Source organism: Bacillus sp. PK5-006, from assembly GCF_054161415.1.
Genome location: NZ_CP096414.1, coordinates 718,592 through 731,413, shown reverse-complemented (window position 1 = coordinate 731,413; position 12,822 = coordinate 718,592). Strand labels below are relative to the sequence as shown.

General features: G+C 43.2%; 10 protein-coding genes. All 10 read right to left on the bottom strand.

Translation table 11 applies throughout. The features are described 5' to 3' along the window. Window positions 1-112: 112 nt before the first annotated feature. Window positions 113-1,288 carry a sialidase family protein gene (locus M1D84_RS03605; protein ID WP_332284885.1) on the bottom strand — a complete coding sequence of 392 codons (1,176 nt, stop codon included), beginning with the start codon at window positions 1,286-1,288 and terminating at the stop codon, window positions 113-115. Continuing rightward, window positions 1,285-2,691 (bottom strand): sodium:solute symporter family protein, encoded by a 1,407-nt coding sequence (locus M1D84_RS03600; protein ID WP_024426026.1) that lies wholly within the window; start codon window positions 2,689-2,691, stop codon window positions 1,285-1,287. Before M1D84_RS03600 ends, M1D84_RS03605 begins: the two co-directional genes overlap by 4 nt. 64 nt (window positions 2,692-2,755) lie before the next feature. Further along, entirely contained in the window at window positions 2,756-3,928 is a 1,173-nt protein-coding gene (locus M1D84_RS03595) for an iron-containing alcohol dehydrogenase (protein ID WP_332284888.1), read from the bottom strand. 7 nt (window positions 3,929-3,935) lie between these two features. After that, complete coding sequence (gene dapA / locus M1D84_RS03590; RefSeq protein WP_332284889.1) at window positions 3,936-4,835, bottom strand: 4-hydroxy-tetrahydrodipicolinate synthase; 900 nt, start codon at window positions 4,833-4,835, stop codon at window positions 3,936-3,938. A gap of 180 nt (window positions 4,836-5,015) precedes the next feature. Continuing rightward, window positions 5,016-6,302: a heme ABC transporter ATP-binding protein gene (locus M1D84_RS03585; protein ID WP_332284890.1), complete on the bottom strand. Its 1,287-nt coding sequence runs from the start codon at window positions 6,300-6,302 to the stop codon at window positions 5,016-5,018. After that, window positions 6,299-7,357 carry a FecCD family ABC transporter permease gene (locus M1D84_RS03580; protein ID WP_332284891.1) on the bottom strand — a complete coding sequence of 353 codons (1,059 nt, stop codon included), beginning with the start codon at window positions 7,355-7,357 and terminating at the stop codon, window positions 6,299-6,301. The genes M1D84_RS03585 and M1D84_RS03580 overlap by 4 nt, the downstream gene beginning before the upstream one ends. After that, on the bottom strand, window positions 7,323-8,273 hold the full coding sequence (locus M1D84_RS03575) for an ABC transporter substrate-binding protein (RefSeq protein ID WP_024426031.1): 951 nt from the start codon (window positions 8,271-8,273) through the stop codon (window positions 7,323-7,325). The genes M1D84_RS03580 and M1D84_RS03575 overlap by 35 nt, the downstream gene beginning before the upstream one ends. A gap of 147 nt (window positions 8,274-8,420) precedes the next feature. Continuing rightward, on the bottom strand, window positions 8,421-9,836 hold the full coding sequence (locus tag M1D84_RS03570) for a glycoside hydrolase family 28 protein (RefSeq protein WP_135031178.1): 1,416 nt from the start codon (window positions 9,834-9,836) through the stop codon (window positions 8,421-8,423). A gap of 20 nt (window positions 9,837-9,856) precedes the next feature. After that, window positions 9,857-11,350: a UxaA family hydrolase gene (locus M1D84_RS03565; RefSeq protein WP_332284894.1), complete on the bottom strand. Its 1,494-nt coding sequence runs from the start codon at window positions 11,348-11,350 to the stop codon at window positions 9,857-9,859. After that, window positions 11,347-12,804, bottom strand: a complete 1,458-nt coding sequence (locus M1D84_RS03560; protein ID WP_332284896.1) for a tagaturonate reductase — start codon at window positions 12,802-12,804, stop codon at window positions 11,347-11,349. The genes M1D84_RS03565 and M1D84_RS03560 overlap by 4 nt, the downstream gene beginning before the upstream one ends. Window positions 12,805-12,822 lie beyond the last annotated feature (18 nt).

Sequence of the window (12,822 nt, the reverse complement as noted above, 5' to 3'; positions counted from 1 at the left end):
GACATACCTTGAGGGAGTCCAGCCGATAGAAAATGGGGACAACCCTCCAAACATCAATTATAAATGAAGCAAATGAGGGTTACAATTCACCAGAAGCAGGGCCCTCTTGCAGTTAAGAAGTGCGATTGACCCATTCTTCTGTCACACACACATATTTGATCGCCTGCCGATAATACGTAAACGCAATATGCAGCTTCCCGTCTTTTCCTTCCGTGATGGATGGATAAGAATACTCTCGATTTAGTTTATCCTTTGAATTGTTTGTCATCGCATATCCATCACCCACTTCAAGGTTACGTCTGATAGGCCATGTATGACCATTATCCTCAGAGAGCGCCAAAGTCATTGGTGCACGCGGTGTTCCCCAAAACGCTGGACGTGCTTCTGTATCAACCGCCGTGCGCGTATCGCCTTCATCCTCAATTTCATCGTATAAAGAAGCTCTTCTTTCTGTTTGCTCATCCGCATTGATATGATTATAGACAAGGGCAAAATGCCCATTTTGGAGCACTGTAAATTGAATGGATGAATTATTATTGGGCAGCTCCGTCGCCTTTGGCTCAGACCATGTCCGTCCATGATCGACGGAACGGCTGATATAAATCGAATCAGCAAACCGGCTTCTAAAGAGGGCTATGAGGGACCCGTCTGCACACTTTCCAATATTCATATGAACACAGCCCGTGCTGTTTGGTACAATGACCTCATCCCATGTCTTTCCTTGGTCGGATGAAATTTTCACAGCACTGACATCCCGGTTCCCTGTCCATTTGACGCCTGGAATGGTCTTACAATAGAAGACGGGCAGCAGCCAATCTTGATTATCCAGTACAACAATCGGCTGCCGTATAAACGTACCCGGCTGTTCAAACAAAGTATCAATCTCACCCCATGTCTCACCTCTATCCTCTGATAGCCGGTATCTCACGATGGCGGTATCTTGATTCCCAGCTAGCTGCGCGGTATACAGCAGCCACAGTCTGCCATTTTCCTCTTGAAACAGAACTGGATTTTGTTCAGAGCGTGCAGGATCGTTAGATAACTTCACTGCCTCTGTCCACTTGTTACTTCCCCGTTTGAGTCTCGACGTATAGATTGAGATATCAGGTATTCCCTCCTGCGTTCCGCCAAACCAAACACATAATACATCTCCATTATCCAGCTCAAGTAAATTGGCCGCATGATTTTGCACACAGTCTGTTGGCAGAAAGGCTTCTTTTCTCTCTGTATCTTGTTCATTTTGTCGCAAAATTCCATCTATTTTCATCACAGTCTCTTCATTTGTCATGACAATTCTCCTTTCAATGATTGATCCTTTTTAGCAGGCGGACTGATAAGTCGATCGATTACCAGCACAAGGAAAGGAATGATAATGGCAATATACATATTATCGATTCCGAACGGATTATCGAGTAAATACCAAACCGTCGTGGTAACACCTGAAGCAGCAAGGCCAATGGTCGCCCCTCTATTTGAATTAAAGTATGGCAAGTAAAAGCCCATTGCTGCTACAACGGCGATCGATGTTCGAAGCGCCCTTGTAAAAAAGGAAAGGGACAGCAGCTCCGGCGCAAGTGCCACTCCGACAAGAGGCACAATTCCAACGAGTACAGCCACATACCTCGTGATTTTCATTCTCTGCTCTGGTGTTGGATTCATTTTCGGTACATAAAAATCATCCATAATTAAGGTTGTCGTCGCAAGCGCGACCGTCGACACACCGACAAAGATGGATGCCACAAGCGATGTTGCCACAATGGCACTCAAAATTGGATTCATATGCTGTAAAAAGACAGGGAAGGCATAAATAGGATCAATGTCTGGATACAAATAATGTGCAGCTACACCGATCACACCAATCGCAACGGCGAGCGGCAAACAAAGCAGAGCTGCATAAAGTGTCGATTTCTTTGCCTCACGCTCACTTTTCGACGAGGTGATTGCTTGAATAATAAACTGCGTAGCAAAGATGGCGCCCATGTTTCCTATAAACCAAGCTCCAATTGTCCCCCAACCAATTGTCCCGTCCCATGTAAAGAAATGATCTGGCATCGTTTGTTTCATCGGTTCAAAGCCTTTTGTTAAATAAAGGGCTACCCCTAGTGTAATTAAAATTCCCGCATACTTCACGATCGAATGAAGGATCGTGACCCATGCTACCCCTTTCATTCCTCCGAATGTAAAATAAAATGTACTCACAACGGCCGTAATGATCGCACAGGTCATTAAAGGAAGCCCTAAAATGGATGCAATAGCAGCTGACCCACTTAAATAGTTTCCTAGATTCACAAGCAGTAATGCAGCAATCATAATAACAGAAACAACTAGCTTCGTTGATTTCCCAAACTTCTGATCGATAATACCTGAAATGGTGTACTGTCCTGTTCGATAAAACTTGCCTACTAAGAAAAAGGAAAAGATAAAAAAGGCGATAGCGACGGTCACAATAGACCATGAAGCAGAAAGCCCATGCGTAAAGGCAGATTCTGCAGTTCCAACAGTGGATTTCGTTCCAATGAATTCACTCATGAGCAAGATACCGACGACAATGGCTGGAAGTGACTTAGCAGCATTGTTAAATTCTGAATTGGATTTACTGCGGAAACGCATCGTCAGCCAAGTCGTAAATAGTATATAGAGAATAATGACGATCAAAATAAATGTGATGACAGAACTGCTTAAGACATTCATTTAAAATCCCCCTTTGTGTGCAAGCCGTGTGAAGCAACTTCTCATGTCCCATCCCAATAAAGCATTAAGCGTCAAGCAGTTTCATGTATACCTGTTCAATTTCGGAAACAGACATTGGCTTTGGATTGTTGTCCATTAATCTCTTCACCTCTGAAGCTGCTTGAGCAAGTGCCGGTACATCCTCCTTCGACACGCCAAAAGCTTTGAGCTGCTGTGGTATGTGTAAATCCGCTGTCCATTCTTCAATTTGATGAATCACACGATCTGCAAGCTCCTGCTTTGTGTGAGCTCCCGCTAGTCCTATTACTCTTGCCACATGTTCAAGCCGATCAATGATATGATCTGCATTAAAAGCAGTGACATGCGGAAGCAGCATGGAATTAGCAACACCATGAGAAATCTTGTATTTCCCCCCTAATGGATAAGCCATGGCGTGAACAGCCGCAGTTCCGGCACTTGTAAGCGCCATTCCCCCATACATAGCACCAACAAGCATATTTTCTCTTGCCTTCATATGATCCCCGTGATGATACGCTTCCTGAATACTTCCTGAAATCAGCCGCATCGATTCCAAGGCAAACATGTCACTGAATGGATTGGCTTTATTTGAAATATAAGATTCAAGCGCATGCGTAAAAGCATCCATACCTGTAGCTGCGGTAATAGATTTCGGCAAGTTGAGAGTAAGTGCAGGATCTAAGATGACAAGGTCTGGCAAAAGATGCGGACTAACCATTCCAATTTTCAGTTCCTTTTCTGGAAAAGTCACAATTGCATTTGGTGTCACCTCAGATCCCGTACCAGAGGTTGTCGGAATTAGAATCGTCGGCACTCCCCTTTTTTCCACAAGGTTTGTGCCAACGAGAGCAGAAATCGGCTGATCGTTTGTCTTAAGAACAGCTAGAATTTTTGCAGCATCAAGGACACTCCCGCCACCAATGCCAATAATGGCGTCATGCTCTCCTTTTAAAAAGGTGTGGAATACGCCCTCGATATTTTCTTCTGTTGGTTCAGGTTTGATTTCTGTACTTATCTCACTTGCTATCCCCTTTTTCGCAAGTTCTCTTTTGATGTGATCTGCATAACCAAGTGATACGATAGATGGCTGTGTTAATATAAAAATGGATGTGAGTCCGCTAAGCCCTAAACTATCTAATTTCTCCCCAAGAAGGTCTAAAGAACCTGCGCCAGATACAATGTGTGATGCCGTCTGAAAGTGATAATGCGTGATCGTCATCTCTTCACTACTCCTTTGCCGCTTTTCCTTGTTTGCGATAGTCTTCAACCATTTGTGCCACAGCTTCCAATGCCTCACCTGACAGCTTTTTTACAGGGCTTCTGGGCGGGCCAACCGGAATTCCATAAAGCTCTGCTGCCTTTTTCAAAGGTGCTGGTAATGTCCCTAAACCGAATGTTGCTCTTAATGGCTGCAGCTGCTTCTGGAAGTGCTCACTTTCGTCAAGCTTTCCATTTTGAAAAGATTCATAGAGTCCAACGACAGTTTCAGGCAGTACATTTGCAGTTGCTGCGACCGCCCCTGCTCCGCCGAGTTTCAAGGTATCTAAAATGAGTGAGTCCGTACCTGCAAGGACAACAAAATCTTCATCTTTTGTGACATCCAGATATGCCTTAATGTTTTCAATGTTTCCACTGCTATCTTTAATGCCTAGCACATTCGGCAGTGCACTGAGCCGCGCAACCGTCTCTGGTGCTAGAGATACGCCTGTTCTCGATGGAATGTTATAAAGCAGAATCGGAATATTCACATTCTCAGATATGTGGCGAAAGTGCTCATACAGCTCTTCTTGGGTTGGTGCAACAAAGTAAGGTGTAATGATAGACAGAACATCTACCCCTCGATCTGCCAGTTTGTTTGACAGTCTGATGGTTGCCTCCGTACTATTCTCACCTGCTCCAATGAATACCGGCACTCGTCTGCCAACAGCCTTCACGACAGTTTCAGCAATTTGAAGCTTTTCTTCCTCTGAAAACAAGTGAAACTCTCCATTTGTGCCTAAAGCAAAGATGCCGTGTACACCTGACTCGATCAAATGATTCACTAATTGCGTTGCCACTTCGGGATGAAAATGTTCTTCCTCAGTAAGCGGTGTCAAAATAGCTGGTATAATCCCTTGAATGTTCAAATGATCCTCCCTTTCTTATATGTTGCATTTTTAAACATATTATAAATTAAGCGCTTTCACATTATTTATTATAAAATTATTTTGATTTATTTAGCAACACTTTTTTGATTTTTCACTATAATCTGTCCATTTCTTATACAGCTGTTGATGTTTTCAACAAAAAAAGTGAACCATTTTGGTTCACTTTTGAATGACATTCAACGTTTGAAGAAGCCCTTGTACCTTTTGTCCTAATCTTTCGTGTAAATGGTCAGCATCTTCCGTTTCTTGCGTATTGGGTGCAGCGATGCACAGATGATGGATCGGATAACTTGTTTCTTGCTTGATGATGTGCATAAGCTGCCCCATGAGCTGAACAGCTGCGCCATCTGCTAAAGATCGTTTTAGGATAAGCCAAATGGTCAACGCTTCCTGCTGAAGCATGCCGTAAAGGATCATATCGTCTTCGGCGTCTTCTGCGGCAAATTGTGCTAATCTGTTAGCTTGCTCAAAAAACAGCATATCTTCAGCTGACTCTAGCTGCTCATGAAGCGTCTTCGTCCCCGTTCCAATAGACCTTTTCCAAAAGAACCCGCCGTTTTTCTTATGTGAGGAAAGGATGCGAAGAGGCTGATTAATGGAAAACGTCATTCCTTCTGAGCCATATGTCCTCCAGCCATCCGCTATGTTTACAATTGATGCTTTAGAAGAGGCTGCAGGCTCAACCATCAGCTGAGGGTTTGCCCTAAATGGATGCTGGAGCGGTGTCACATTTGTTTCATACACACGGTTGATTCGTTCAGTGGTCAAGACGTGATGCGGCATTCCTAACATGTCAGTCTTTCCTTCATGAAGCAGCAGCAGCCGATCACAATATAAACTGGCGATGTTCACATCATGGAATACGCCAATGACTGTTAACCTAGAGGAAGCAGTTTCTTCTTTAATTAAATCAAGCAAATCTTTTTGATAGGCTAAATCAAGAAAGCTGGTTGGTTCATCCAGCAATAAATATTCAGGCTGCTGCGCCAATGCCTGTGCCAAATACACACGCTGCTGTTCTCCTCCGCTTAACTCATGGATGGATTGATTCTTAAACTGTGCAACACCCGTTTGTTCCATGACTTTGCTGACGACCTGCACATCTTCTTGCGTGACAGATTGCAGCCACCCTTTTTGATATGGATAACGACCGAATTGGACGGTTTCTTCCACAGTAAATGAAAAAGCTTGGTCCGTTTTCTGCGGCAGAACTGCCATCTTTTGCGCAAGCGCCTTTGGCTGATAGGATTGAACAAGGTGACCGTCAAGGCGTACTTCACCGCTCTTAGGTGATAAAATTCCTGCCATCATTTTAAGCAGGGTCGTCTTACCGCTCCCGTTTGGGCCGAGTATACCGAGAAATTCTCCTTGCTTTACTTCAAGATTAATGCCACGAATGACCTCTTTCTCTCCATATCCACCTCTGATTTCCTTCACTTGAATCATATGTGCGTCCCCCCTCTATATTTACGAATGAGGATGATGCCAAATACAGGTGCACCAATTAACGCAGTAATGATGCCAATCGGTAATTCAGTCGGCTCGATGATGGTACGGGATAACACATCTGCTAATACAAGAAAGGAAGCACCGTTCAGCATAGACAAAGGCAGCAGATGCCGGTGATCCGTGATAGTTAAGAGGCGGATAAAATGTGGAATCACAAGTCCTACAAAACCGATCGTCCCTGATACCGCAACTGCACTTCCAGTCAGGATCGATCCCGCCAGCAGCACAATATATTTGCTCCTTTTCACATGTACACCTAATAACTTTGCCTTCTCCTCGCCATACGTCATCACATTCAAATCTCGCCCCATCAACATTAACGCAAAGGTCCCAATAAGAAAGAAAGGAAGAAAAAGCACAATATAACGCCAGCCCCTCATGGACACACTGCCAAGTAGCCAATGAATGATCTCTTTTAGATCATCACCTGTTAAAGCAGTCATCAATGAAATGAGCGCACCCAAAAAAGAGCTGAAAATTACTCCTGTTAAAATTAAAGAAGAGATGCTCATCCCCCGATGAACAAGACGCGCAAAAAAGAGAACGAGACAGAGGGTCACAAGCGCTGTTGTCATACTGAATAATGGCAGTGTGAAACTGCCAAAAAGCGGGAGCTGCAAGCTGAAAAACAGGGTCGCTACGGCTCCAACTGATGCCCCTTGAGATACCCCCAGCGTATAAGGGTCAGCAAGAGGATTTTTTAATAAACCTTGAAAAGCTGAACCAGATAACGCAAGTGCTGCTCCGACTAATGCCGCTAATATGACCCTTGGCAGCCGAATGTTCATCATAATATTGCGATCGATAGAATCAATGGTTCCAAACTGCACGCCGAATAGTTCATGAACAAATATACGAAGAATAGAAGGAATGGGAATCCCTAAGCTTCCAAAGGAGATTCCCATTCCAATGCTCATCACAAGAAGTAAAACACTTAGTGTATATGCGATGGTCAATTTATTTGAACGTATCAGGATAGACGTTTTTCGCAAGAGCCTCGACTCCTTCAACCAATCGCGGTCCCGGTCTTGATGCGAGATCCGTATTCAATTGAAAGACTTGTTTTTCTTTCACTGCTTTCATTGCATTCCAGCCGTCTCTTTTCTTCAAGTCAGCTAAGCTGGAACCATCAATTGTCACGATGACATCAGGATTTCGCTTGATGATCGATTCTTCCGTCATTTGCACCCACCCAGTTTGATCGCCTGCAGCATTTTTGGCATGGATAACAGAAAGCATTTCATCCATAAATGTATTTTTACCAGTTGTATAGATTTCAGGTGCACCTGACACTTCGACAAAGACTGTTTTTTGCTTGTCTTTCGAAATCCCCTCTGCTTGTTTCTTGATGTCATTCAGCTTTGTTTTCATTTCGTCTACAAGCTTTGTTGATGCTTCTTTCACGCCAGCTGCTTCACCGATCATATTGATTGATTTGTACACATCCTTAAAGGACGTTGCATCATTTACAGTCAGCACTTGGATCCCTGCATCTTCAAGCTGTTTAAATCCATCTTTTGATCCCATCTGAGATGCATGTGCTAAGACAAGATCTGGTTTTAAGGAAATGACCTTCTCGACATTGAATTCAAGTCCGCCAATCTTCTCTACCTTTTCGACTTCCTTTGGATAATTGTCAAAGTCTGATCGTCCAACCATTTTATCTCCAAGACCGAGTGCATAAGCAACCTCCGTATTACTTGGAATTAACGAAACAATTCGTTTAGGCTGTTCTTTGATTTCAACTGTTTTGCCAGCTGCATCTTTTATCGATACTGGAAATGCCGCAGTGGCTGTTTCTTTATTTTGTGACCCTTTTGCTTTGTGATCTGTCTCAGCGCCTGCACATCCTGCTAAAACACCCATCACAAGCAATAACGATAGCCAAATAGCTGTTAACTTTTTCATGAGTGAACCCCCTGTTTATGTACTGCTTAACGAAATCTCTTTCGTCAATTCTTTTCTAATTTCGGGAATATTATACTACAGTGCAGATAGGTTGTATATGTGATTTCTAAAAGCATCTTTTCTGTTCCTAAAACAAAAAAACAGCCTCTAAAAAGACTGTTTTTCACTCTTCAATGAATTGATTTGTTCTCCATTGATGACGACTTTCTGAAAAGCAGGAGAAACGGCATGCTCTAAAGATAAGGGATACGCCACATCATCTATGACACAATCTTTCATTTTAAAATGTGTCACAGGAGAATGTGCGTATGCGGCTATTTTCACACCATATCGTCCGCCGCTGCTTTTGAGTCCTTCCACTTCAATATGACGTACAACAGGACGGTGCGGACCAGCATCTCCTTCCTCATACATCATGTCGATACAGACCACTTCATGCTTTAGACTTTTCACTGTATTGTTTTTAAAATAAATATGTTCAATGGTGCCGCCTCGGACAGAGTTGGTTTTAATACGCAGTGCCCTGTCAAGGTTCGGACTGTCCATGACATTATCTTCTGCATAAACATACTTTACCCCGCCAGAGATCTCGCTCCCGATCGTCACACCGCCGTGTCCATCCCGCATCTCATTTCTACGAATGACAATGTTTTCAGATGGAATCCCGATTCTCCGTCCATCCTCGTTTCTGCCCGATTTGATGGCAATACAATCATCTCCGTTATCAAAATAACAATCTTCAATGAGCACATTCCGGCATGATTCCGGATTGACACCATCTGTGTTTGGTCCATGCCCAATGATTTTAACGCCGCGGACGATGACGTTATCACTTAACACAGGATGAATTTGCCACATCGGTGAATCCTTCACTGTCACTCCTTCGATTAGCACATGCTGACATTGGTATGGCTGAATAAAGCTTGACCTTAAATAATGACCTTCTCCAAATACCCTTTCTTCTACCGGTATTCTCTTTTCCGCCATTTCAAACAAAAGCTGGCGATCCCGATCCTGAGAGGGCTGGCCATTTGTCCCATACTTCCAAGGCCACCAATGATGCTCATCCCCTCTGCCATCAAGCGTTCCTGCTCCCGTAATAGCGATATTTTCTGCATGGTGTGCATAAATGAGAGGTGAATAATTATAAAGTTCAACCCCTTCATATCTTGTCAGTACAAGAGGCAAGTAATCCTTTGGGTCTTGGCTGAATGTCACATAGGCTTTCTCATGCAGATGAAGTTCTACATTGCTTTTCAATTCTAAAGCACCTGTCATAAATCTCCCTGCTGGGATCAGCACCCGCCCCCCTTTCAACCGGTGCGCATCATCAATGGCAGACTGAATAGCATTTGTTGAAAGCTCTTGCCCTTCCGCATCTGCTCCATAATGCACCACATTCAATTCACGATCTGGGAACTGCGGTGCTTTTATCTGCTTTAGCACTTGATCAATTCCGTTTACTTTTTTATCTTTCTTCCCTTGCTTTGCTAAACGAGCAATTCCAACTCCAGTTAGTACCGTTCCTGCTGTGATATACATCAAATCCCGTTTTTTAGACACGTACTCATCCCCCAGTCGACTTAAAGTGTGACACCTGTTTTGAAAATAGCCAGCTCTCTAAAATTGTTTTTTTCATGATTTAACAGCTTCCCGCTCGCCACATCAATGACAGTTGAAATGAATTTTTCTAATACAATATCTTCTGGTACATCTTCAAGCAGTTCTCCAGCATTAAAGTCAATCCAGTGCTTTTTTGTTTCATATAAGGCTGTGTTTGTTGAGATCTTCATTGTTGGCACAAACGTACCAAATGGTGTCCCCCGGCCTGTTGTAAACAAGACCATTTGACAACCAGAAGCAGCCAGTGCAGATGAAGCAACCAAATCATTACCAGGTGCACTTAATAGGTTCAATCCCTTTTGTTTCAGCAGTTCCCCATATTTCAATACATCTTTAATATCAGAAGTACCTGCTTTTTGTGTACAGCCAAGAGATTTATCCTCTAATGTCGAAATTCCACCTGCTTTATTTCCCGGGGAAGGATTTTCATATACCGGCTGTCGATGATCCATGAAGTATTGTTTAAAGTCATTGATCATTTGCACAATATTGTCGAAAGTCGCTTCTGATTCCGCTCTCTCCATTAAAATCGTTTCTGCTCCAAACATTTCGGGCACTTCTGTTAACACTGTCGTGCCGCCTTGAGCAACAATAAAATCGGACAGTCTGCCTAAAAGCGGATTTGCGGTAATACCAGAGAATCCATCTGATCCTCCGCACTTCAAGCCAATTTTCAGCTCAGATAACGGAATGTCTTCACGATGATCTTCTTTCGCCGCATCATAAATTTCCTTGAGTAAAGCGACTCCCGTTTCTATCTCATCTCCTACCTCTTGGCTTCTTAAAAATTTCACTCTCGTACGGTCATATTCACCTAATGTGGACTGAAAATCCTCAATGTCATTGTTTTCACAGCCAAGTCCAAGAACGAGTACTCCTCCAGCGTTAGGGTGCTTCACCGCATTTTGTAAAATGGTTTTGGTATTTTCATGATCGTCCCCAAGCTGTGAGCAACCATAATTGTGCTTTAATACAAGGGCTGTTTCAAAAGGATGGATGTTTCCACCCATTTCAGCGGTGAATATTTGGATCATTTGATCGGCGATACCATTTACGCATCCAACGGTAGGAACAATCCAAAGCTCATTGCGAATTCCGCTTCCTCCATTTTTTCGTTTATATCCTTTAAATGTAAGATTCGTTTTTTCATAGGGGTTTTCTGATAATGAAGGCTGGTATTCGTATTCTAGCTTGCCAGATAGATTGGTTTTGATATTATGCGTATGCACCCATTCTCCAGCAGAAATGGCAGTCACTGCATGACCAATGGGATAGCCATATTTGATAATATTCTCTCTTTGCTTGATTTCAGCCAATGCAAACTTATGACCTTTGGCGACGGTCTCTTTTAAGATAATCGTATGTCCTTGATGCTGCAGCTCCTCCCCTTGCTCAAGTCCTTTTAAAGCAATACCGACATTATCTGAAGGGTGGATGATAATAAAGTCTTTCATGCTTTCTCCCCCTGACTTTCATATTGATGAAGCATCATTCGATGAACAGCTGCTCTCATCCCATGCGTCTGTATGAGGCTAAGCTGATCAGCTACAGCTTGACTCAATCCATTTATATCTGTTAAATCTCTGCCCCATAATGACTCGCATGAAAGAATTTTCGCTGCAACTCCTTCATTAGAATGGTTTTCCTCTTCCCATGCTTCCTTCATGAGCGTTAGCACAGTTTCATCATCCTTGACCCTTCCTGCATGTGCTCTGTAGAAATAAATGAGACTGCTAAGTGAAAACACAAGTTTCATTGGCAGCTGTTTCTTTCGTTCAACATAATCAAGCAATGACGGAAGATTACGGGTTCGGAATTTGGATACCCCATTCAGTGCAATATCCAGCAATTGATGCTTTACAAATGGATTGCAAAAACGATCCCAAACGGATTGTGTATAAAGAAGAAGCTCATCTTCAGGGAGTTTAAGCCCTGGAAGTACTTCCTCCTCCAGCATACGCCGGACGAACGGACCAACATGCTCATCATCCACAGCTTCTTTTACAGTTTCTAAACCGCATGAATAGGCAATCGGCACCATCGCTGTATGTGCACCATTTAAAATTCGTACCTTGCTCATACGATAAGGCGCAATATCCTCTACAAAAAGTACATTTAATCCTGCTTCTTGAAAGGGGAGCTCCTTTTGTACAAAGGCAGGCGCTTCAATGACAAAAAGATGATAATATTCTGCCGTGACAAGCAATTCGTCGATATACCCTTCCTCCTTTTGTACAATTTCAGCCGCTTCCTTAGAGAATCCAGGGACAATCCGGTCCACAAGTGTATTACAAAACGTGTTGGCTTTCTTAATCCATGTAATAAACGCAGGCGGCAGTTCCCACTCAGTTGCCATACTGATCACGTATTCCTTCAATCGATCACCATTTTGTTCAACCAATTCACAAGGCAGAATGATCAGTCCTTTCTGCTCATCTCCAGCAAATGCTTTAAACCGGTGATACAAGAACGATGTCAGCTTTCCTGGAAAACTGGCTTGCGGCCGATCCTCCAAACGATCCTCTTTTCTAAACACAAGTCCTGCCTCTGTCGTGTTTGAGAAGACAAAGCGAAGATTCGGGTTTTCCGCTACGTGTAAAAACTCCTCGTAATCCGTATACGTACTAATTCCTCTGCTAATCGATTGGATGATCATACGTTCATTCATTTCTTGCTGGTCATGATATCCCTGAATACATAATGTGTACAAGCCATCTTGTTCATTTAAGGCTGCTACCGATCCTTTTCGTGGAGGGACAACAACCGCTCTTCCTTTAAAATCTGTGCAGTCGTTCAGCTTCTGGATGTGCCAATTGATAAATCCTCGCATAAAATTTCCTTCGCCAATCTGCAAAATCGTTTCCGGATACTCAGCCGCCGGGTATATGGCTTTTGATAATCGTTTCAAATGGATTCCCCTCTCCAA